Annotated in this window: 22 protein-coding genes and 1 tRNA gene; 20 read left to right on the top strand and 3 right to left on the bottom strand. The window is 51.5% G+C overall.

The features are described 5' to 3' along the window. Positions 1–8 precede the first annotated feature (8 nt). The 10 genes from AJ81_RS05090 to AJ81_RS05045 all read left to right on the top strand — a co-directional run bounded on the left by AJ81_RS05090 (position 9) and on the right by AJ81_RS05045 (position 7,760). Positions 9–1,364, top strand: a complete 1,356-nt coding sequence (locus AJ81_RS05090) for a glucose-6-phosphate isomerase (protein ID WP_031504977.1) — start codon at positions 9–11, stop codon at positions 1,362–1,364. After that, complete coding sequence (locus AJ81_RS05085) at positions 1,361–1,591, top strand: hypothetical protein (protein WP_031504976.1); 231 nt, start codon at positions 1,361–1,363, stop codon at positions 1,589–1,591. Before AJ81_RS05090 ends, AJ81_RS05085 begins: the two co-directional genes overlap by 4 nt. After that, on the top strand, positions 1,588–2,166 hold the full coding sequence (coaE, locus tag AJ81_RS05080) for a dephospho-CoA kinase (protein WP_051368698.1): 579 nt from the start codon (positions 1,588–1,590) through the stop codon (positions 2,164–2,166). Before AJ81_RS05085 ends, coaE begins: the two co-directional genes overlap by 4 nt. Continuing rightward, positions 2,163–3,422, top strand: coding sequence for an ABC transporter substrate-binding protein (locus AJ81_RS05075; protein ID WP_031504974.1), 1,260 nt, complete (start codon positions 2,163–2,165; stop codon positions 3,420–3,422). Before coaE ends, AJ81_RS05075 begins: the two co-directional genes overlap by 4 nt. Before the next feature lie 39 nt (positions 3,423–3,461). Continuing rightward, positions 3,462–4,505, top strand: coding sequence for an L-erythro-3,5-diaminohexanoate dehydrogenase (kdd, locus tag AJ81_RS05070; RefSeq protein ID WP_031504973.1), 1,044 nt, complete (start codon positions 3,462–3,464; stop codon positions 4,503–4,505). Next, positions 4,502–4,996, top strand: coding sequence for a hypothetical protein (locus AJ81_RS05065; RefSeq protein ID WP_031504972.1), 495 nt, complete (start codon positions 4,502–4,504; stop codon positions 4,994–4,996). Before kdd ends, AJ81_RS05065 begins: the two co-directional genes overlap by 4 nt. Before the next feature lie 126 nt (positions 4,997–5,122). Then, on the top strand, positions 5,123–6,286 hold the full coding sequence (locus tag AJ81_RS05060) for an iron-containing alcohol dehydrogenase (RefSeq protein ID WP_031504971.1): 1,164 nt from the start codon (positions 5,123–5,125) through the stop codon (positions 6,284–6,286). A 27-nt stretch (positions 6,287–6,313) separates the two neighbouring features. Continuing rightward, positions 6,314–6,402: transfer RNA gene (locus AJ81_RS05055), tRNA-Ser, on the top strand. Positions 6,403–6,444: 42 nt separating this feature from the next. Further along, entirely contained in the window at positions 6,445–7,260 is an 816-nt protein-coding gene (panC, locus tag AJ81_RS05050) for a pantoate--beta-alanine ligase (protein ID WP_407636279.1), read from the top strand. Beyond that, positions 7,257–7,760 (top strand): DUF5317 domain-containing protein, encoded by a 504-nt coding sequence (locus tag AJ81_RS05045; RefSeq protein WP_031504969.1) that lies wholly within the window; start codon positions 7,257–7,259, stop codon positions 7,758–7,760. The genes panC and AJ81_RS05045 overlap by 4 nt, the downstream gene beginning before the upstream one ends. On the opposite strand, the gene AJ81_RS05040 is transcribed toward AJ81_RS05045, so the two are convergent. The 3 genes from AJ81_RS05040 to nagZ are packed head-to-tail and all read right to left on the bottom strand — an operon-like array spanning position 7,737 to position 10,884. Next, entirely contained in the window at positions 7,737–8,489 is a 753-nt protein-coding gene (locus AJ81_RS05040; RefSeq protein ID WP_031504968.1) for a GntR family transcriptional regulator, read from the bottom strand. The two genes, AJ81_RS05045 and AJ81_RS05040, sit on opposite strands and share 24 nt — an antisense overlap. After that, complete coding sequence (murQ, locus tag AJ81_RS05035; RefSeq protein WP_031504967.1) at positions 8,486–9,385, bottom strand: N-acetylmuramic acid 6-phosphate etherase; 900 nt, start codon at positions 9,383–9,385, stop codon at positions 8,486–8,488. The genes AJ81_RS05040 and murQ overlap by 4 nt, the downstream gene beginning before the upstream one ends. After that, on the bottom strand, positions 9,382–10,884 hold the full coding sequence (gene nagZ, locus AJ81_RS05030) for a beta-N-acetylhexosaminidase (protein ID WP_031504966.1): 1,503 nt from the start codon (positions 10,882–10,884) through the stop codon (positions 9,382–9,384). The genes murQ and nagZ overlap by 4 nt, the downstream gene beginning before the upstream one ends. 100 nt (positions 10,885–10,984) lie before the next feature. Here nagZ and AJ81_RS05025 point away from each other — a divergent pair, with 100 nt between their 5' ends. From AJ81_RS05025 to dapA, 10 genes are all read left to right on the top strand, one after another. After that, positions 10,985–11,785 carry an electron transfer flavoprotein subunit beta/FixA family protein gene (locus AJ81_RS05025; RefSeq protein WP_031504964.1) on the top strand — a complete coding sequence of 267 codons (801 nt, stop codon included), beginning with the start codon at positions 10,985–10,987 and terminating at the stop codon, positions 11,783–11,785. Beyond that, entirely contained in the window at positions 11,782–12,747 is a 966-nt protein-coding gene (locus AJ81_RS05020) for an electron transfer flavoprotein subunit alpha/FixB family protein (protein ID WP_031504963.1), read from the top strand. Before AJ81_RS05025 ends, AJ81_RS05020 begins: the two co-directional genes overlap by 4 nt. Then, positions 12,731–14,122 (top strand): FAD-binding oxidoreductase, encoded by a 1,392-nt coding sequence (locus tag AJ81_RS05015; protein WP_031504962.1) that lies wholly within the window; start codon positions 12,731–12,733, stop codon positions 14,120–14,122. Before AJ81_RS05020 ends, AJ81_RS05015 begins: the two co-directional genes overlap by 17 nt. Before the next feature lie 169 nt (positions 14,123–14,291). Further along, a complete protein-coding gene (locus tag AJ81_RS05010; protein ID WP_031504960.1) occupies positions 14,292–14,963 on the top strand; it encodes a GntR family transcriptional regulator in 672 nt (223 codons plus the stop codon). A 12-nt stretch (positions 14,964–14,975) separates the two neighbouring features. Beyond that, positions 14,976–16,481 carry a tripartite tricarboxylate transporter permease gene (locus AJ81_RS05005; RefSeq protein ID WP_031504959.1) on the top strand — a complete coding sequence of 502 codons (1,506 nt, stop codon included), beginning with the start codon at positions 14,976–14,978 and terminating at the stop codon, positions 16,479–16,481. A gap of 12 nt (positions 16,482–16,493) precedes the next feature. Continuing rightward, entirely contained in the window at positions 16,494–17,444 is a 951-nt protein-coding gene (locus AJ81_RS05000; protein ID WP_031504958.1) for a tripartite tricarboxylate transporter substrate binding protein, read from the top strand. Between the two features lie 41 nt (positions 17,445–17,485). Beyond that, positions 17,486–17,929, top strand: coding sequence for a tripartite tricarboxylate transporter TctB family protein (locus AJ81_RS04995; RefSeq protein WP_157724356.1), 444 nt, complete (start codon positions 17,486–17,488; stop codon positions 17,927–17,929). A gap of 9 nt (positions 17,930–17,938) precedes the next feature. After that, positions 17,939–19,213, top strand: a complete 1,275-nt coding sequence (locus AJ81_RS04990; protein ID WP_031504955.1) for a nickel-dependent lactate racemase family protein — start codon at positions 17,939–17,941, stop codon at positions 19,211–19,213. Next, complete coding sequence (locus tag AJ81_RS04985; protein WP_031504954.1) at positions 19,210–20,187, top strand: hydroxyacid dehydrogenase; 978 nt, start codon at positions 19,210–19,212, stop codon at positions 20,185–20,187. The genes AJ81_RS04990 and AJ81_RS04985 overlap by 4 nt, the downstream gene beginning before the upstream one ends. A 13-nt stretch (positions 20,188–20,200) precedes the next feature. Next, positions 20,201–21,091: a 4-hydroxy-tetrahydrodipicolinate synthase gene (dapA, locus tag AJ81_RS04980; protein WP_031504953.1), complete on the top strand. Its 891-nt coding sequence runs from the start codon at positions 20,201–20,203 to the stop codon at positions 21,089–21,091. Positions 21,092–21,097: the final 6 nt, after the last annotated feature.

Genomic DNA, 21,097 nt, shown 5'->3' with positions numbered 1-21,097 from the left:
TGATCATCATGCTCAGATTCGATTTCAGTTTCATGTTCGAGCCGAACGTGAAGGGTGGAATAACTGAGGAAGAGTTTTCGCAGATTCAACCGACGATGACTCGGTTCGTCGAAGAGATCTCGAGAGAAAAACCAGCTTTCGTGAAGGTGCTGTTCGACAGGAACCTGATGGACGCCGTCGAGGATCTGAGGGAATGGATTTTGAACTTCGACAACTTCGTCGTGATAGGCATAGGTGGTTCGAGCCTCGGAGCGGCTGCGCTTGCGAATGCGCTGAAACCTTTCGATTGGAACTATCTTTCAAAGTCTGAGCGCGGAGGTTATTTGAGAATCTTCTTTCTTGAGAACGTCGATCCGGATTACACGGCGAGCGTGCTCGACCGAATAGATCCGCGCTACACGATCTTCAACGTGGTTTCCAAGTCTGGTTCGACCGCCGAGTGTCTGGCGCATTATCAAATAATCAGGGGCCTTTTGGAAGTCAGAGGATTGAACCCCTCAGAACACATCGTTTTCACAACCGATCCGAAGAAAGGCTTGCTCAGGAGGATTGCGGAAAGAGAAAAGATCGTTGCGCTCGATATCCCACCGGAGCTCGGTGGCAGGTTCAGCGTTCTCTCCCCGGTGGGATTGCTGCCCGCCATGGCCATAGGCGTTGACATCAAGGCGCTCATCGACGGTGCGAAGGATGCATACGCAAAATGTGTTGCGCTGGACGTGTGGAAGAACCCCGCGGCGATGATGGCCGCCTGTCATTATCTGCACAAGCTCAAAGGAAGGCGCATCAGTGTCATGATGCCTTATTCGAACCGTTTGTACACGCTCGCGGACTGGTTCAGGCAGCTGTGGGCAGAGAGTTTGGGAAAGAAGTATTCCCTCAATGGAGAAGAGGTCTACGAAGGACTGACGCCGATAAAGGCACTTGGTGTGGTGGATCAACATTCACAGGTTCAGCTTTACAATGAAGGACCAGACGACAAAACCGTAACGTTCGTGGAGGTCGAAAACTTCGACAGGGACATTCTGATACCCTCGATACACGACGATGAGGAGATCTCTTATCTTGGGGGTAAGAGGCTATCGAACCTGCTCAGGAACGAGCTGTTTGGAACGGAAAGATCGCTTGCTTTCAACAACCGTCCGAGCATGAGGGTGATCTTCCCGTCGATCGACGCGTACGAGCTTGGCCAGTTCTTCATGTACTACGAGTTCACCACCGCTTTGATGGGAAAGCTTTTGAACATCAACCCGTACGATCAACCTGGTGTCGAACTCGGCAAACAGATCACCTACTCTTTGATGGAACGAAAAGGTTTTGAGAAGATGGCGTTTCCAGAACCATCGAAAAGGGTTGTGATCGAATGACGCAGAAGATCCTTGAGATATTCAAACCCAAGTGCCTGTATCGTGTAGATGAAGGTCCACTGGGTGAGAACGTCTACGTCGTGGTTGTGAATGAAGGGACCGATGTAGAAAAGAAGTTCATCGAGTTCTACAACCAAGTTGGGACGGAACCGGCTTTGATCGTGGTCACAGAAGAAGAGTTCGCCCAGATTGAGCCGCTGCTCGGTAAGGGGGAAAAACTCTTCTGAGGTTTGTCGTCGGCTTAACGGGAAAGATGGGTTGTGGAAAGAGCACCGTGGCGGAAATTTTCAAAGAACTCGGAGCCCAGGTCATAGATGTTGACAAAATTGGACACGAGGCGCTGAAAGAAGAGGCTGTGAAAGACCGCTTGAGACGGCTGTTCGGTCCAAAGATATTCTGTCAAGGTGAGATCGACAGGAAGAAACTCGCAAACGTGGTCTTTGAAGACGCAGAAAAGTTGAGAATCCTCGAGAGTGTCGTCCATCCAGTCATCAAAGATAAAGTGCTCAAACTGATCGAAGCTTGTTCGGACGTTGTGGTGCTGGACGCGGCACTGCTGAGGAGGATCGGACTGGCAGAGCTGTGTAACGTGATCATCACCGTTAAATGTGACGAAGCAAAGATCGTCGAAAGGCTTAAGAAAAAGGGTTTGAGTCAGCAAGAGATTCAAAGGCGGCTCGCGGCACAGAACGATATCGTCGAGGAAGGTATCGTGATCGAGAACAACTCTGATCTGGCGTCTCTTAGAAATGAAGTGGTCAATCTTTATAAACGATTACTTGAGGGAGGTGTTGGTGGATGAGAAGGTTTCTCGTGGTGTTGTTGACGGTGCTCCTCGTCACGTTGATGATGGCAAAGGTCAAAGTCACGTTCTGGCACGCGATGGGTGGTGGCCACGGTAAAACACTGCAGGAGATCGTTGAATTCTTCAACCAGCAACGTCCCGACATCGAAGTCGAGGCGGTCTACATTGGAAACTATGCGGCGTTGCAACAGAAACTTCTGGCCGCTGCTCAGGCGGGAGGACTTCCAACGATATCGCAAGCGTACTCCAACTGGACGGCGAAGCTCATTTACTCTGGAATCGTCGAAGTTCTTAACAGCTACGTCAACGATCCGCAGATAGGTCTTTCCAAAGCCGAGTGGGAAGACATCTGGGAAGTGATGAGGTTGAACTGCACTTGGGACGATAAGATCTACGCGGTACCTTTCAACAAGAGCATCTACGTTCTTTACGTGAACACCGATGCGCTCGCGCTCGCCGGTCTCAAGATACCCGAAACCATTGGTGAGCTCAAGAGGGCCGCGATACTGTTGACCGAAGACTTTGACAACGACGGTACGATCGATCAGTACGGCTTTGGCTTCAGATCCACGGTGGACCATTTCCAGGTTTTCCTCGCGCTCAACGGTGGCTCGATACTTCAGAAAGGTCCCGACGGCAAGTGGAAGGTAACGATCAACAGTCCTGAGTCGAGGGAAGTGCTTCAGTTCCTACTCGATCTGAAGGACAAATACGCGCTCGTTCAGGGTGGCTATCTCGATGGACCGTTCGGTGAAGGAAAGATCGCGATGTTCATAGAGACGGTTGCGAGCAAACCTTACGTTGATGCCGCTTCGAAGGGTAAGCATGGATGGACGTGGGCTCCTGTACCCGTTTGGAAAACAAGAAACGTTCAGTTCGCAGGAACCGACGTCATCATGTTCAGCACAGCGAAACCTGAAGAGAAGAAGGCAGCCTGGGAGTTCATGAAGTTCTTGATCTCTCCAGAGATCACCGCCTATTGGGCCGTCAAGACGGGTTATCTGCCCGTGAGAAAGAGTGCGACCGAAACTGCGATATGGAAAAAGCTCGTTGCGGAAGATCCAGCCGCCGAGGTTCCGTTGATCCAACTTCCGTACGGTGTGTTCGATCCACAGATCGGTGTTTGGGCAGAGATAAGGTCCATCGTTGGCACGATGGTGAGCGATGTTCTGTACGGTAAAAAGACCATAGAAGAAGGTCTGGCGTGGGCGGAGGCCGAGATCAAAAGAGAGCTCGAAAAAGAAGGCCTATGAAGATGAGCGGGGCTGAGGCCCCGCTTCGATTCTGGAGGGATGGACGTGAGAGGAGATCCATTCGGCAGACACAGAGTGATCGAACCGAAAGGCAAGTTGCCGCAGCCTGCCTGGAAGCTGGACAACGATACGAGCAAGTTGTACGACAACGAGATCTTGATCGACGTGATCAGACTCAATATCGACGCAGCTTCTTTCGCTCAGATCAAGCATGAAGTTGGTGCGGATGAACAAAAGGTCGCAGAAAAGATAATGCAGATCGTCGAGCAGAGAGGCAAGATGCACAATCCTATCACAGGCTCTGGGGGCATGCTCATAGGCAGGGTGAAGGCTATAGGGAAAGATCTGAACGTCGATGTGAAAGTTGGAGACAAGATCGCAACGCTTGTTTCGTTGAGTCTGACGCCTTTGAATTTAAAGAAGATAAAGAAGGTGTATCTGGACAGGGATCAGGTGGACGTCGAAGCTGAAGCGATACTCTTCGAAACAGGTGTGTTCGCTCGCCTGCCGGAAGATATGCCGGAGTCCGTGGCGCTCGCCGTACTCGACGTGGCTGGAGCTCCGATTCAAACTGCAAGGCTCGTTTCACCTTCCGACTTGGTGCTCGTCATCGGTGCAGGTGGCAAATCTGGTGTGCTGTGCAGTTACGTGGCGAAGAAGTACTCAGGTCCAACGGGCAGGGTCGTGGCGCTCGTTCATTCCGAAAGATCGATAGAACAGCTCAAGAAGCTCGGTTTCGTTGACGATATCTTCGTTTCCGACGCACAGGACGCCGTGTCATCGTACGAAAAGTTTATTGAAGTCACCAATGGAAGGCTCGCGGACGTGGTGATCAACGTCGTGAACGTTCCAGACACCGAAATGACCTCGATACTCTGCGCGAGAGAAAGGGGAAAGATCTATTTCTTCTCCATGGCGACGAGCTTCACCAAGGCAGCGCTTGGTGCCGAAGGTATAGGCAAAGACGTGGACATGATCATAGGCAACGGTTATGCGAAACATCACGCCGAGTTCGCACTCCAGATCGTCAGGGAGAACGAAAAGCTTTATCAACACTTCCTGGAGAGGTATGGTGAAAAATGACGCTCTTGGACAACTTCACAGTTCAGTACACCGATCTACACGCACCGCAAGAAATGATCAAGCAGCTTTTCTCCCTCCATGGACCTTCCTTCAACAGTCCACAGTTTGGGACCTTCAACGTGTGTCTCTATGTCTATCAAGACAAGATACCGAGGATTCTGGTCTCTTTGGTGATGTTCGACGATGAGAGCTTGACCGATTTTCTCAGCGAAGGCATAGAATTTGGGAGAATAAAGAAGATGGATGAGTTCAAGCTACTCGAAGCTGAGAACCAACTGGCGATAATTGATGTCACGTTGCTCAGCGAAGAACTCGTCATTTTCCAGAACGGACCACGCGATCTGATATGCCTGGCATCGTACGAGAAGATAAAGACGCTGAACAGAGAACAATTGGCGAAGATGCTCGTCGAGGAGTACTTCAGAAGGTTCTACAACCATGAATCGGAATACAGGGTGCAGGTTCAGGACAACTCAGTGATCGAAGGTTGATCAATCTCGAAAGCCCCTGATTCTCAGGGGCTTTTTTCTATTCTGCATTTTCTTGTCACGTGGTGGGAATTCTTCAATGGAATCACGCTCGCTGAATGTACTATAATTTCCTTGAGGTGATGCAGAGTGGAAAACTTCGTTTTTCACAATCCCACCAAGTTGATATTCGGTAAAGGAACCATTCCAAAGATAGGCGAGGAGATCAAATCTTTCGGGATCAAAAAGGTTTTGATGCTCTACGGCGGTGGTTCGATAAAGAAGAACGGTGTCTACGATCAGGTCGTGGAATCTTTGAAAAGAAACGGCATCGAGTGGGTTGAGGTTTCTGGCGTCAAACCCAATCCAGTGCTCTCGAAGGTCCACGAGGCTATAGAAGTTTGCAGAAAAGAGAACGTGGAGGCTGTTCTGGGCGTCGGTGGTGGAAGTGTTATCGATTCAGCTAAAGCGATCGCAGCCGGTGTTCTCTACGAAGGAGACATTTGGGACGCATTCGCCGGAAAGCATAAGATCAACAATGCCTTGCCAGTGTTCGCAATTTTGACCATATCTGCCACTGGAACTGAGATGAACGGAAACGCCGTGGTCACCAACGAAAAGACCCAGGAAAAGTGGGCGATCAGTGCAAAGTGTCTTTATCCACGAGTTTCTATAATCGATCCCACCGCACAGTTTTCTCTACCGAAGGAGCAGACCGTCTATGGTGCGGTCGACGCAATAGCACACACGCTCGAGTACTACTTCGACGGTTCAGACTCGGACATACAGAACCAGATCAGCGAGTCCATTATCAGATCGATAATGAAGTCCACAGAAGTTTTGATAGACAATCCACAAGACTACGAGGCGAGGGCGAACTTCGCCTGGTGTGCGACGATAGCCCTGAACGGTCTGACCGCCGCAGGTAGGAAAGGTGGGGATTGGTCCTGTCACAAGATAGAGCATTCTCTCAGCGCGCTCTACGACATTGCTCACGGTGCAGGACTTGCGATCGTTTTCCCCGCGTGGATGAGATACGTCTATAAACAAAAACCACAGCAGTTCGAGAGGTTCGCGAAGCACGTTTTCTCGATCGATGCCGTGGGAGAAGAAGCGATCTTGAAAGGTATAGACGCTTTCAAAGCTTGGCTCAGGAAGGTCGGTGCTCCCGTTTCGTTGAGAGACGTTGGTATACCAGCACAGGACATCGACAGGATCGTCGAGAACGTCATGAAACAGGGTCCATCCTTCGGTGTTCTGAAGAAGCTCGGTAAGGAAGATGTGAAACAGATCCTGCTCATAGCTTCCCAATGAGACATTAAAATGATAAAATCAAAGTGTGGAGGCGTGTCCGAACTGGCTAAGGAGCCGGTCTCGAAAACCGGTGGGCCGCGAGGCCCTTGTGGGTTCGAGTCCCACCGCCTCCGCCAGAAGAAGGTGGTTCTGTGATTGTTGTCGAGACGGTTTCCAGAATGAAGCAGATCTCCGAGTCGGAACGAGCCGCGGGCAAGAAGATCGGTTTCGTTCCAACGATGGGCTATCTCCACGAAGGCCACCTTTCGCTGGTTCGACGTTGCCGCCAGGAGAACGATGTGGTCGTCGTGAGTATATTCGTGAACCCGACGCAGTTCGGCCCGAACGAAGATTACGCGAGTTACCCGAGAGATCTGAACAGGGATCTTTCCATGCTCCAGGCCGAAAACGTCGATTACGTGTTCGTGCCGAGCGTGGAAGAGATGTACCCGCCGCACTATTCAACCTACGTGGTGGAGGAGAGTTTGTCGAAGTATCTGTGTGGCAAGTCCCGCCCGACACATTTCAGGGGTGTGTGCACCGTAGTCACGAAGTTGTTCAACATCGTCAAGCCACACCGGGCTTACTTCGGTCAGAAGGACGCCCAGCAGTTCAGGATCATACGCAGAATGGTCAGAGATCTGAACATGGACGTGGAAGTCATAGAGTGTCCCATCGTCAGGGAACCAGATGGCCTCGCGATGAGTTCAAGAAACGTTTATCTTGTTGGTGAAGAGAGAAAACAGGCGCTGGCACTGTACCAATCTTTAAAGATCGCAGAACAGTTGTATCGAGCCGGCGAACGCAGTGCGGAAAGGATAAAGGAGAAGATGCTGGAACATTTTGCAAAGTTCAACCTCGTCAGAGTGGATTACGTCGAGATCGTGGACGAAGAGACGCTGCAACCTGTGGAGCGCCTTGAAGGAAAGGTGCTCGTCGCCGTGGCGGCCTGGGTCGGAAAGGCCAGGCTGATCGACAACACGATACTCGGATGATCCTGGACGTTTTTGCCGTCTCACTGGTTCTTTCTTTGATCTTCAGAAGGAGGATCTTCCATCTCCACCAGACGGACATCAGATTCGTCTATCTTTTCCCGCTACCTTTCGTTCTTCAGTTCCTGCCCATCGAAAACAGGGTTTTGATGATGGTCATCTCTTATTCTCTGTTACTGTTTCTCCTCGCATTCAACTGGAACATCCCCGGTTTCAAGTTCATCGTGATGGGCTCGATCCTGAACTTCGTCGCCATCCTGCTCAATGGAGGGCGGATGCCCGTCTACGGACCACTCGCAGCCGCGATGGGACTGAGAGCCAGCATCAAACACGCGTTGCTGGAAAAATTCGAACCGATCCTGTTGATCGGCGACATCATACCTGCCTACACACCGTGGGGCAGGAAATTTTTGATCAGCGTCGGTGACGTGCTGGTCTACATCGGCCTCATGGTCTTCATGCTCACCAAACCGAAAGGTTCATCTCTCGAACGCGCCCTCTGACCTGAGTTCCATCTTGAACCTGTACTTGTCCCCGCGATAGATCGAGCGGACGAACTCCACACATTTTCCGTTCGTTGTGTACGTGTAACGTTTTCTCAGAAGCGCACACGCGCCGGGCTGCAAACCGAGATGTTTCGCGTCCGAAGATGAAACGTGTGTCAGTTCCAGTTCTTCGAGCGCTCTGATAAGGGGTATCTTCAACTCGTTTCTGAGAAACTCGTACAGCGATTCCTTCGACATGTCCTTTTTCAAGATGCTCAGAATCCTGACGTCCACCGCGGGATTGAGGTATGCGGCTTCGATGGCCACAGGCTCATCGTTGAGGAAGCGCACGCGCCTGAGCAGCACGACCATCGCACCCTGTTCCAGGCCGAAGACCTGGCAGAGTTCGGGAGGTATTTCGATGAGCCTGTTTTCCAGAACGTGAGACCTGACGCTCAGGCCTTCTTCCTTCGCTTTGTCTGTGAAACCTTTGAGCACGTTCATGGATTCCTCTTCTTTCTTGCCAACGATGAACGTTCCTTTACCTTTGTGACGCGAGATGAGCCCTTCGGATTTCAGCTCTTCCAGCGCGCGCCTTATGGTGAGCCTGCTCACCCCAAACGACTTCACCAGCTCGATCTCCGGTGGGATCCTGTCGCCCGGCTTGTATTCACCCTCCGAAATCCTGCGCTTCAATTCCCTATAGACGCGATAATAGAGAGGAACAGGATATTCTTCCACGTTCATCCCCCCAGCATCGTGAGTGCCTTTCTCAAACTCGGCTCCACACTCAGTATTCTCTGGCATTCTTTTAGATCCTTTTTCGAGATCAGGTGCAGCACCGCGAGCTTCACGCTGTAGCTGGTCTTCTCAAGGACGATTTTAGCAGTTTCCTCATCCACACCGGTCAGTTCTGTCACGATGTTTATGGCCCTCTTTCTGAGTTTCTCGTTGAGTACCAGGACATCGACCATGAGATTGTCGTACACTTTGCCGAGTTTTATCATCACCGTTGTGCTGAGCATGTTCAAAACCATCTTCTGTGCCGTACCGGCCTTCATGCGCGTGCTGCCCGCGATCACTTCCGGTCCTGTGACGACGCTCACAACGATGTCTGCAAACTGTGCGAGAGGAGGATCGTTCACGTTGCAGATCAGCGCCGTCTTACAGCCGAGCTGTCTTGCGTAGATCAACGCACCCCTCACGTACGGTGTGCTGCCACTCGCGGCTATGCCTATGACGAGGTCCTTCGCTTGCAAATCGTGGTTCATGAGATCTCTTTGCGCTTCGTCTACGAGATCTTCAACGCCTTCGATGGATCTGCGCAGCGCCTCGAAACCACCCGCGATGATGGGCACGAAGATGCCTTCTTCAAGACCGTAAGTCGGTACGAGCTCCACGGCGTCCATGAACGCTATGCGGCCACTGGTGCCCGCACCAACGTAAAAGACCCTTCCGCCAGAGTTCAGCGTCTCAACGCAGACCTCAACGAGCTTCTCTATCTGTGGCAGCGCTTCGCGGACCGCCAGGGCGACTAAGGCGTCTTCCTCGTTTATGATCCTCAAAATTTCACCGACGCTCTTTTCGTCTATCCTCTGAGACTTTGGGTTCCTCATCTCCGTGATCGTTCTGTTCTCGTTCATCTGAACACCTCCACGGGCAGTTTGCCAACGGGCTTCAACTCACCGAGCAGGACCTTCAGCAACGCTTCCTGTGAAACCATTTCGTAGCCGTAGGTGCACAGGCTCGAAGACTCTATCAAGCTGCAATCGTACGGATTTCTGAGCGCGACGAGCAGAACCTTTTTGAAATTTTTGCGCACCCGGATCAAGAGCTCCTTCTGCCAGTTGGAAAGATGCGCGTTTTCGGTGAACACGACGCACTTCTCAGCCTTCGGAATTTCAACGCCTTCTTCGAGAATGAAAAGCTTGCAAGCGAACCTCTTCGAGATCTCTTTCGCCACCCAGGGAACACCGATATCGGTTTCCTGAACCTGCACCGATCTGCTCAGCCTCACGGTGAAGACGTAATCGTCTTTATCCAGTTTGGGCGGCAGCATGCCATCGCTGTCGCGTACGAGCGTGATCGAACGCTCTGCGATCTGTCGCATGATCTGTCCATGCTCTGGATCGAAACGGATCTCTTCGGGCAAACGCTTCACCGCGAACTTTTCCTTGAACCGTTTGATCCTCTTGAGCGATTCTTCCAGCCTTTTCTGCAGGAACGGATCCTGTTCGATCTTTTTAAGAAGCACCTTCTTCGCCGACATCTGCGCGTCGGGTTCGTGACAGACGGTCAGAACGTCCATGCCCGCCATGAAGGATCTCACGACGGCTTCTTCCACCGTCATGTTCTTGACGATACCACCCATCAAAAGATCGTCCGCGACCAGAACACCGTCGTAACCGAGCTTTTTTCTCAAAACCTCGCCCAACACTTCGTACGAAACGGTGGCAGGTTCTTTTCTGGATTGAACCTTTGAAAGGTACACGTGTGAAGGCATTATGCTGTCTATACCCTTCTCGATCAACGTTTTGAAGGGCACGAATTCCCAGCTTTCGAGCTCTTCGAGACTTTTCTCGAGCGTCGGCATCTCCAGGTGTGCGTCCAGCGACACGCTCCCCTTCCCAGGGAAATGCTTCGCACACGCCGCAACGCCTTCTTCTTTCAATCCCTCGTAGAAGCGTGTCGCGAACCTCGACACGATTTCGGCTCTGTCGGAAAAGCTCCGCACACCTATCCCGGGGTTGTTGGGATTGTCGTTGATGTCCACAACAGGTGCGAGGTTCCAGCTCACTCCAACTGTTCTCATCTCTCGTGCGAGCACCTTTGCGACGCGGTACGCGTTGTTGGGATCGCTCGTGGCGGCTATAGCCATCGCACCAGGAGAGACCGCGAAACCTTCCCTGAAACGTGTCACGATGCCTCCCTCTTGATCGACGGCAAAGATCACGTCTTCGCCGAGAACCGATCTGACTTGCTTCACCAGACTCAGAACCTGCCTTGGAGTTTCCACGTTTCGTGCGAAGAGTATCACAAAGCCCGGCTTGACGAATCTCAGAACCCTCAATGTCTCTTCGTCGACTTCCTTGCCCTTGATCCCTATCAAGAACAGTTGGCCAACCAAACTGTCAAGGTCCATCGAAGTCACCTCTTTTTTTGATTATACACCCATCGAATCTGTTGTGCTTACATAGTTCTCTTAAATGGTATAAAATAAAGACAAGAAAGGAGGAGGCCTCGTGAACTTCCTTGTGCTCGTCAAGCAGGTTCCAGACACCGAGAAGGTGAAGATAGATCCGATCAGTGGCACCATGGTGCGCGAAGGATTGGATGTGACGATGAACCCACTCGACTCACACGCCTTGGAACTCGCGGTGTCTCTGAAGGAGAAATTGAATGGTAGTGTGACGGTGTTGAGCATGGGACCGATGAACACGATAGACGTTTTGAGGGATGCGATAGCGCTCGGTGCCGATCGAGCAATCCTTCTGAGCGATTCGGCTCTGGCGGGTTCGGACACCTGGGCCACAAGTCTCGCGCTCGCGAAGGCCATAGAAAAGTTGAACATCGCATTTGACTTGATGATCTGTGGTGAGAAATCCACCGACGGTGAGACTGGTCAAGTGGGTATCGAACTTGCGACGCTCTTGGACCTACCAGTGGTCAGTTACGTATCGGAGTTGATAGATCTTACTGAGAATTTCGTTGTTGTCAAACGGTCCGTCGAGGATGCACACGAGGTCTGGAAAGCACCACTTCCAGCATGCCTCTGCGTGCTCAAAAGTGTTGCCGAACCCAGGTTGCCCACACTCGCTGGAAAAAAGACCGCTATGGATGCAAAGATAGAAATCTATGACACCGAGTCAATAGGTATAAATCGTGAAGAAGTGGGGCTGAAAGGTTCTCCCACACGCGTTGTGAAGGTCTTCAACACGAAGATCGCTCGAAACTGTAGAATCTACGCTGACAAGGACATCCTCGAGGGAATCGAACGTGTCGTCGGGTTGATCAAGGCCGTACGGGACGGTGAAGTGGGATGATCCTCGTTTTGAACAACAAGATCGATCGCAGCAGCTTCGAATTGCTCTCGAAAGCGAGAAAACTCGCAGACAAGGCTTCGATGAAGCTCGCCTTTCTCTTGATGTCCAACTCCAAAAAGGACGTTCAACAGCTCGCACGCTTCGGACCCGACATGATCGTTTTGGCCGTACACGAGAAATTCAACAGGTTTTCGCTGGATCCGTTTCTCTCAACTGCGAAGAAGATCTTTGCAAAATATTCTCCCTCCATCGTACTGGCACCCGCCACCACCTTCGGGAGGACCCTCATGCCCGCACTCGCTGCGAGCTTTCGAACAGGTCTCACCGCCGACTGCACCGAGTTGGACGTGGATGAGAAGGGTAATCTTCTTCAAACCAGGCCTGCGATAGGTGGAAACGTCATGGCGACGATCGTCACCCCCACGCATCGACCTCAGATGGCGACGGTGAGACCGGGTGTGTTCGAGATCGTCGAACATCGAAAGGACGATGTACAGTTCATAGAAGAGAGAATCGAGGATTTGTCTGACAGATGTCAGCTCATTTCTGTTGAACCAAAGCAAGCAGGAGCAAGACTCGAAGACGCCAAGATCATCGTCTCCGTGGGTAAGGGACTGAGGAAGAAAGAGAACGTGGAAGTTGCCTTCAAACTAGCAAGTTTAGTGAAAGGTGCCGTGGGTGCATCGCGTGCAGTTGTCGACGCCAGATGGCTCTCCCACGATCATCAAGTGGGGCTGAGTGGTAAGACCGTCAAGCCGAGAATCTACATCGCTGCGGGTATATCCGGTGCTGTGCAACATCTTGCCGGCATGCAGACGTCAGAGATCATCGTTGCAATAAACAAAGACAGATACGCTCCCATATTCAAAGTTGCTGACATCGGCATCGTCGCCGACGCGTATTGGGTATTGAGCGAACTCGTTCAGAGACTGGGGCGTGAGAACGATGAGAGTGGTGGATGAACTGATAAGACTTTTGGGAGTCGAAAACGTCAAGTTCGATCCAGAAGAGCTCGAGAAGTACTCGCACGATGAAACGAGCGGTGTTGAAGCACAAATTCCCCTCGCAGTCGTCTTCCCCACCAGCACAGAACAAGTTTCAATGATTCTCAGGTGGGCGAACGAAAGAAGAGTGCCCATCGTGCCACGTGGCGCGGGCACGGGCCTTTCAGCTGGCGCGGTGCCGACGAAGGATTCGATCGTCGTTTCTCTGGAGAGGATGAACAGGATCGTTGAGTTCGATGAAGAGAACATGACGATCACGGTCGAACCAGGGGTCATAACTGGAGAAATACAGAAGATCGCGGAAGAACATGGATTGTTTTACGCGGGCGATCCCGCGAGCAGCGAGAGTTCTTCCATAGGTGGGAACGTTGCGGAGAATGCGGGAGGTGTCAAGGTCATAAAGTACGGACCGACGTCCTTTCACGTGCTCGGTCTGGAAGTCGTTCTTCCAACAGGTGAGATCGTTACTTTCGGTGGTAAAACACTCAAGAACGTGACAGGTTATGATCTGGTGAGACTCTTCGTCGGCAGTGAAGGTACGCTCGGGATCGTGACGAAAATCATCCTCAGGCTCGTACCGAAGTCGAAGTGTACCGCTGTGTTACTCGTTCCGTTCAGAGACATTGAAGATGCTCTGCTCTGTGTTCCAAAGGTGCTTTCTCAATCGGGGGTGCTTCCCGCCTCGATCGAGTTCATGGACAAGGCGTCCAGCGAGATGGCTTCCAGGTTCTTGAACGAGAGCATACCAAATCCAGAGGCCGAATGTCATCTGATCTTCGAGCTGGAATCTACCAGTAAGCAGAGTCTAACGAGAGAATACATCGAGCTCGGTGAAAAACTCATGCAGATGAAGGCTTTAGAAGTGTACATTGCCGACAGCAGGACCCAGCGCATGAAGATCTGGCGTTTCAGAAAGGCCATAGCCGAAGGTATCATCGCCTTCAGACCCACCCATTGCATGGAGGATGTGGTCGTACCTACTGCGAACATGCCCAAGTTGGTCGTTTCTGCTTACGACATCGCGCGAAGATTCGACCTGGAGGTTCTGAACTTCGGCCACGTCGGTGATGGAAACGTGCACGTGACGTTCTTGAAGCCTGATGGAATGAGCGACGATGTGTGGAAAAGATCTTTGGAAAAAGCGCTCGAAGAACTTTACAAAATCACGGTACAACTCGAAGGCAATTTGACGGGAGAACACGGTGTGGGTCTGAAACGGAAAAAGTATCTGAGCATGTTCCTTCAAGAAAAAGAGTTGGCGCTCATGAGGAGTATCAAGAGACTCTTTGATCCAAACAACATCTTGAATCCCGGAAAGATTTTTCCCGATTGAGAAAGAACGAGAGAGAGAAAGATTGCTTGAGTAAGACGAAGCATAAAGAGTTTCGAGGTCAATCCTGATTGGAATCAACCCAGAACTACGAAAATTTGCGCTTGATCATCTGGGTTGTTTTTGGTAACCTAATTTTGGTATTAAAAAGGTATACCAGGGGGAATACCTCATGCGGAGAGATCTGGGCGATCTAAAAGAAAAGATCTACAACGATCTCCGCGAAAAGATCCTCAACGAAGAGATCAAACCTGGTGAGTGGATAGTCGAAAGAAAACTCACCGAGATATACAGAGTGAGCAGGACTCCCATAAGGGAGGTTCTGCGCATGCTCATGGAAGATGGCCTTGTGGAGTTGAACGGTAAGAAGGGTTACACCGTCAGGAAACTCACGCTCGAAGACTTCGTTGAGATATACACCGCAAGGGAAGCCATCGAGGGCGCAGCGGCGCGCTTGGCCTGCCGAAATAGAGATCCTGAGATGCTCCAAAAGCTTCAACAATTGAAGCAGAAACTCGAGTTGGTCGACATCGACAACGATCCTGCGAAGGGTGTCGCGCTCGGAAGACAACTCCACGATCTTCTGATCGAGTACAGTGGTAACAAGATACTGAAGAGGTTCTACGAAAAACTTCGTCTGCTCACGAACATGACGAGGAACATAACCAAGAGGTCCGTCGAGATAGAGAAGAAGTCGAGAGAAGAACATGTGAAGATCATCGAAGCCATCCTCGACGGTGACGAGGCCAAAGTGGAGGAATTGATGAGAAATCATCTGCGCCGAACGCTCACCTCGGTGATCGAAAGCTACTATTCGCTGATCATGAAACGCGCCCAAACGTGAGGAGGTTACCCTATGGAAGTGCTCATCCAGACGGTTACGGTGGGATTTTCGCAAGTTTTCCAGCCAGCGAATTTGCTCTTACTCTTCATAGGCGTTCTTTGGGGCATGATCTTCGGCGCGATCCCGGGTCTCACCGCGACCATGGGTGTCGCTTTGGCTATCCCGTTCACCTTCAGCATGAAGCCCATCTCTGGACTCACCCTTCTGACGGGAATCTACATAGGCGGAGTTTCCGGAGGGTTCATCTCCGCAACGTTGCTCAACATGCCAGGAACTCCCTCTTCGATCACGACCTGTTTCGACGCGCATCCCATGAGCAAACAGGGAAGGTCTGGTCTTGCGCTTGGCTTAGGGCTCTTCTCGTCATTCTTCGGTGGTATCGTTGGTGTGATCTTCATGATCTCACTGGCATCTTTGATCGCCCGTGCCGCGCTGAAGTTTGGACCCTTCGAATACTTCTCTTTAGCGGTCATGGCTTTCATTGCGGTGAGCAGCATGCTCGGCGGTAACATAGTGAAGAACCTCATAGGGATCGCCTTGGGCCTCCTTCTCAGTTGCATCGGTCCTGATCCCATCACGAGTATTCCGAGATTGACGTTCAAGTTCTCTGAACTCCAAGGTGGTATAGCCCTCTTGCCGTTGCTGGTGGGTTTGTTCTGCATACCTGAGATCATCGTCGACATCGAGTCGGAGGTCGAACGCATCGTTCCAAAAGAATCGCTTGGAATGAAGTTTTCCGATGTTCTTCAGGCCGCAAAGATCCTGTTCAAACAGATTGGAAACGCGTTGAGGTCTTTCGTGGTGGGATTCATCATAGGTGTTTTCCCAGGGATCGGAGGAGCGACGGCGAACATCATCTCTTACGGTCTTGCGAGATCGAGTTCGAAACATCCTGAGAAGTTCGGTAGTGGTATTCCAGACGGAATCATCGCGAGCGAAGTTTCGAACAACGCCTCCATCGGTGCTGCGATGGTTCCGTTGCTCGCGCTGGGCATACCTGGCGATGCGGTCACCGCGATTTTGCTCGGAGGCTTCATCATTCACGGCATAAACCCAGGTCCTCTCATGTTCAAGTACAATCCAGACCTGGTCTTTGGAGTCTACGCAGCGCAGTTTTGGGGTAACGTTGTGATGCTCTTGCTTGGAATCTCTCTGATGAAGTTCTACATCTACTCGTTGAGCTTTCCAAAGCAATACCTTCTGCCCTTGATCACCGTCTGTGCCGCGGTGGGAGCTTTTGGTTTAAACAACAGGATCTTCGATATCTGGGTCATGCTGATCTTCGGGATCGTTGGTTACGTGTTGAAGAAACTCGACTTTCCAGTGCTTCCCATCATCATCGCCTTCGTTCTTGGCCCGATCGCCGAATCCAACCTGAGACAGGGTTTAACTGCGAGCGCTGGTAGTTTTTGGCCGATTTTCACAAGACCTTTGTCTCTCACACTGCTGATCTTGGCTGCGTTCTTGTTCGTTCTGGGAAGAATACTCGTCAAAAAAGGTGAATCTGCGAGGTGCTGAGGAGGTGTTTGCATGGGTAAGAAGTTTCTGGCGATTCTGTTGCTAACGCTCATCGTGACCATCAGTTTTGCAGCGTATCCCACAGGTCCCATCAAGGTGGTGGTCCCCTACGCCGCAGGTGGAGCCAGCGACGTGCAGGTGAGGATCATTGGAAAGTACGTCAAGCAGTTGTTCGGCTGGGACTTCGCCGTGGTGAACATCACTGGCGGTGGTGGGAGCACAGGTGCGAGAGAGGTTCTCAAGGCCAAACCGGACGGCTACACCGTTCTGTGGTACCATCAATCCATCTTCTCTAACTTCCACGTTGGAACGGCCGAGTTCAACTACTACGACTTCACGCCCGTGTGCATCGCAACGAGAGGAAACCGCGTGGTGATTGCAAGGCCCGATTCACCTTGGAAGGACTTGAAGGATGCGATTGAGGACGCCAAGAAGAACCCAGGCAAGATCAGACTCGGAGCCGAGATAGGTGCGACGAGCCATTTCCAAGTGATACCGATGCAGTTGGCGGCAAACAACGGTTTCATCATCACGGCGAGCCCTGGTGGCGACATGGACAGGATCACGAAGATTCTTGGTGGCCACATGGATCTGAGTCCGGTCGCACTGTCTGCGGCGGTGCCGTTCCTCAAGTCAGGTGAATTGAAGGCGCTCGCGGTGCTCTCACCCGAAAGAGATCCGTTCCTGCCTGACGTGCCGACCGCGAAGGAGCTCGGCTTGGAAGAGCTCGTCTTCACACAGGACCAGATCTTTTTAATGCCCAAGGGAACACCCCAAGAGATCGTCAAAACTTTTGCGGATGCGATCAAGCGGGTGATTCAGTTCAAAGACTGCGTCGATGAGTTGGCGGAGAAGGCCTTCGCCATACCCTTCTACTTGGACGGTGAAGAGATGCTGAAGTTCTTGAAGTGGGAAGACGAAAGGTTCGATCGGTTCGCGAGGGCTGCTGGTTTGAAGAAGTGATGTTCGCTGGGGGGTTCCCCCCAGCGTTTGGGGTGATGGGCGTGCGATTTGGAAAGGACTTCTATTCGGGTTTGGTCTTGGCTGTTCTTGCTGGATGGATGCTCTCTGAGAGTCAGAAGATCAGAAGGTTGAGGTTCGATGTCTTGGACAACGCCTTTTTTCCGACCTTGGCTGCGGTGTTGTTGCTGATCTTCTCGGTGGGTTTGATCGTGCAAGCGTTGCTCAGTAAGGAGAAGTCCACACCGATCAAATTCAAAAAGCCTTTCAGGATATCTTTGTTCATCGTGAGCTGTATCGTTTACGTTGTTTTGATGGAACCGATTGGGTTTCTGCTTTCGAGCATTCTCTTCGTTTTCGCTTCCTGCTTGATCATATCCTGGCCGCCGAAGATCAAAACCATCGTTTATTCAAGCATCTTCTCTGTGACCGCGAGCTGGGTGATTTGGTGCGTCTTCGCGAGATTGCTGCGTTTGGTGCTTCCTTGAGGTGAGACGATGAGGATAAAATTCGCTTACGACAAGAACAAAGATCTCGAGATCGAAATACCAGATCGAAACCTTCTATCGATAGCCCATGCACGCTTTCCCGATCCAGTGCACGATCCAGTGGCAGAGCTGAAGAGGTCTTTGTCCAATCCTATCGCCTCGCTGAAGTTGAGTGAAATGGTGGACGGGCACGAAAAGGTGGCCATCGTTGTGACGGACATGACCAGGTACGCCATGGATGAAACGGTGAGCGAACTTCTGCTTGAAGAACTCCACAGGGCCGGCGTGAGGAAAGAGAACATATATTTCTTGATCGCGCTCGGGACGCACAGGCCCATGACTCACGGGGAGATCGAACAGAAACTCGGAAAGAGAATCGCGAACGAATATGCAGTTTACAACCACGACTGTCGCAACGATCTGGTCGACCTTGGTTGTAGCTCTGCAGGTTTCCCCATGAAGGTGAACAGGAAGTTGATGGAGGCAGACGTGAAGATCACCGTTGGTGTGATCGAACCACACCTCTTCGCAGGCTACAGTGGCGGTGTGAAGACCATCTGTGTTGGGTTGGCCGGCATGGAAACCATAGGTTCGACGCACAGTTTGAAAGTGCTATCGGATCCAAGAACGAAACTTGGAGTGATAGAGAACAACATCTTCAGAGAATTCTTGAACGAGATGGCCGAGAGGGTGAAGGTGGATTTCACAGTCAACCTCGTGCTGAACGAAGAAAAACGTCTCGTTGCCGCCTTCTCAGGTCATCCGATCAAATCCTTCGAATCTGCCGTGAAATTCACAAGATCCTGCGTGGAAGTGCCAGTACCAGAGGTTGCGGACGTCGTGATCTCTTGCCCAGGCTATCCAAAAAGTGTTAACCTCTACCAAGCCACGCGTGCCGCGAACACCGTCGTTCTCGGTCCGAGGCCCGTTGTGAAGGAGAGTGGGGTCATCTTGATTCCGGCACGGTGCGAAGATGGACTGGGAGACGAAAACTATTACCGACTCATGTCCAGCTTCGCCAGCTTCGAAGAGCTGAAGGATCGTTTGTTCACACGTGGCTTCGCTTTCGGTGAACACAAGGCCTACATTCTCACGAGGATCTTGTCTTACGCATCGATAGTTATGAGCGATTGTGAGATAGAAGATGCCATTTTGAAGAAAATCTTTCTCTCGAAAATCTCGACGTTGCAGGAAGGCATCGATCAAATTCTGAAAAAGAATCCGCGTGCGAAGTTTCTCGTAATGCCGAACGGTGTCAACACGATTCCAAGGCTGGAGGGATGAACGTGAAGGTGATGATCGTTCAACCGATCCATGAGAGCGGTGTCAAGATGCTTTTGAACGCAGGTTTTCAAGTCATCCAAGCCTCAAGTCCAGAGCCTTCAGTCGTTGCCAGAGAGATCGTCGACTGTGATGGGGTCATCGTGAGGACGGCTCCTTTCACCGCAGAGATCATAAGGAACGCGCCGAAGTTGAAGGTGATCGCGAGGCACGGTGTCGGGGTGGACAACATCGATGTCGAAGAGGCTTCGAAGCATGGAATCTACGTTGTGAACACGCCCAACGCGAACGCACTCTCGGTGGCGGAAGCCACGATCGCCTTCATATTGGCTTTGGCGAAGCGACTCAAGCAGATGGACCTCGCGACGAGGAAGGGTGATTTCAACATCAGAGATCAGTTCTCCACGACGGATGTGGATGGGAAAACGCTTGGAATCATAGGGCTTGGAAGGATCGGCTCGCTCGTCGCGAAGAAGTGTCAGGCAGCCTTTTCCATGAAAGTCTTGGCGTTCGATCCCTACATCGATGCCCGCAAGGCTACAGAGTTGGGTGTTGAACTGGTCCCATTGGAAAGACTGTTGAGAGAGTCGGACTTCGTCACGATACACGTTCCTTTCACGCCCGAAACCAGGTTCATGATAAGAGAAGATCAGCTCAAACTCATGAAGCCCACAGCATACATCATAAACATGGCGCGCGGTCCAATATGGGACGAGCTTGCGGTCTTGAAAGCCGTCGAAGAGGGTTGGATAGCTGGAGCAGCCACGGACGTTTTCATAGAGGAACCTCCGAAAAACGATCATCCTTTCTTCAAGTGCGAAAAGATACTGCTGACACCACACAACGCTGCATTGACGAAAGAGTGCGTGATCAGGATGGCCGAAGGAGCCGCTCAAGGTGTGATCGAGGTTCTGACGGGAAGAAAGCCGAGTTTTCCGGTGAATCTGGATCTGCTCAAAAAATACGGAAAGATCTGAAGGAGGGATAAAGATGTCTTTTGTTCCAAAGGGAGTCATACCGGCGGTCGTCACACCCATGAACAATGACGAGAGCATCAACGAGTCAGCTTTCAGAAAGCTCTTGAACTATCTGATTGACAACGGCGTTCACGGTGTCTTCATCATAGGCAGTCAAGGAGAGTTCTACGCGCTGACCAAAGAAGAAAAGATCAGGCTCATGGAGATAGCCGTGGAAGAGGTGAACGGGCGAGTTCCTGTTTACGCAGGTACCGGAGGCATAACCACCAGAGAAGTCATCGAGCTCAACGATGCCGCCGAGAAGATCGGAGTCGATGCCGTTTCGATCATCACCCCATATTACATCAGTCCGACTCAAGAAGAACTCTACGAACACTACGTTAAGATCGCGAAGGCCACGAAGTTGCCAGTACTGCTGTACAACAATCCAGCAAGAACTGGTGGTGTAAAGATCGATCCAAAAACGGTTGAAAAACTTGCAGAGATAGACAACATCGTTGGTATAAAGGACAGCAGCGGCGATCTGACGACCACCAGCGATTACATAAGAAGAACCAAGAACAAGAACTTTCACGTGCTCGCAGGTAGGGACACGCTCATCCTCGCGACGCTCCTCTACGGTGGGTCAGGTTCGATCGCGGCCACGGCCAACGTCGCACCGAGGCTCGTTGCGAGCATATACGACTACTTCGTGCAGGGGGATCTCGAGAACGCGAAACGCGCTCAGGAGGAACTCACGCCGTTGAGACTCGCTTTCGAGCTCGGTACGTTCCCCGTGGTCATAAAGGAAGCGTTGAACATGATCGGAATCGAGGCGGGACCGGCGCGTGGACCGATCAAAGAAATGAGCGAGGAGAAGAAAGCTGAATTGAGGAAAGTGCTTCAGAGTATGAAACTTCTGTGAGGTGAA

The sequence above is a fragment of the Pseudothermotoga hypogea DSM 11164 = NBRC 106472 genome (assembly GCF_000816145.1).
GTDB lineage: Bacteria > Thermotogota > Thermotogae > Thermotogales > DSM-5069 > Pseudothermotoga_A > Pseudothermotoga_A hypogea.
The sequence above is the reverse complement of the archived record's forward strand: the minus strand, read 5'-3'. Positions and strand labels throughout refer to the sequence as shown.

Coding starts and splice junctions, on each gene's coding strand:
- AJ81_RS05000 (WP_031504958.1), top strand. CDS start 16,494: ATGGGTAAGAAGTTTCTGGCGATTCTGTTGCTAACGCTCATCGTGACC.
- kdd (WP_031504973.1), top strand. CDS start 3,462: ATGGACGTGAGAGGAGATCCATTCGGCAGACACAGAGTGATCGAACCG.
- AJ81_RS05010 (WP_031504960.1), top strand. CDS start 14,292: ATGCGGAGAGATCTGGGCGATCTAAAAGAAAAGATCTACAACGATCTC.
- AJ81_RS05045 (WP_031504969.1), top strand. CDS start 7,257: ATGATCCTGGACGTTTTTGCCGTCTCACTGGTTCTTTCTTTGATCTTC.
- dapA (WP_031504953.1), top strand. CDS start 20,201: ATGTCTTTTGTTCCAAAGGGAGTCATACCGGCGGTCGTCACACCCATG.
- AJ81_RS05085 (WP_031504976.1), top strand. CDS start 1,361: ATGACGCAGAAGATCCTTGAGATATTCAAACCCAAGTGCCTGTATCGT.
- panC (WP_407636279.1), top strand. CDS start 6,445: ATGAAGCAGATCTCCGAGTCGGAACGAGCCGCGGGCAAGAAGATCGGT.
- AJ81_RS04990 (WP_031504955.1), top strand. CDS start 17,939: ATGAGGATAAAATTCGCTTACGACAAGAACAAAGATCTCGAGATCGAA.
- nagZ (WP_031504966.1), bottom strand. CDS start 10,884: ATGGACCTTGACAGTTTGGTTGGCCAACTGTTCTTGATAGGGATCAAG.
- AJ81_RS05020 (WP_031504963.1), top strand. CDS start 11,782: ATGATCCTCGTTTTGAACAACAAGATCGATCGCAGCAGCTTCGAATTG.
- AJ81_RS05065 (WP_031504972.1), top strand. CDS start 4,502: ATGACGCTCTTGGACAACTTCACAGTTCAGTACACCGATCTACACGCA.
- murQ (WP_031504967.1), bottom strand. CDS start 9,385: ATGAACGAGAACAGAACGATCACGGAGATGAGGAACCCAAAGTCTCAG.
- AJ81_RS05040 (WP_031504968.1), bottom strand. CDS start 8,489: ATGAACGTGGAAGAATATCCTGTTCCTCTCTATTATCGCGTCTATAGG.
- AJ81_RS04985 (WP_031504954.1), top strand. CDS start 19,210: ATGAACGTGAAGGTGATGATCGTTCAACCGATCCATGAGAGCGGTGTC.
- AJ81_RS05005 (WP_031504959.1), top strand. CDS start 14,976: ATGGAAGTGCTCATCCAGACGGTTACGGTGGGATTTTCGCAAGTTTTC.
- AJ81_RS05015 (WP_031504962.1), top strand. CDS start 12,731: ATGAGAGTGGTGGATGAACTGATAAGACTTTTGGGAGTCGAAAACGTC.
- AJ81_RS05075 (WP_031504974.1), top strand. CDS start 2,163: ATGAGAAGGTTTCTCGTGGTGTTGTTGACGGTGCTCCTCGTCACGTTG.
- AJ81_RS05090 (WP_031504977.1), top strand. CDS start 9: ATGCTCAGATTCGATTTCAGTTTCATGTTCGAGCCGAACGTGAAGGGT.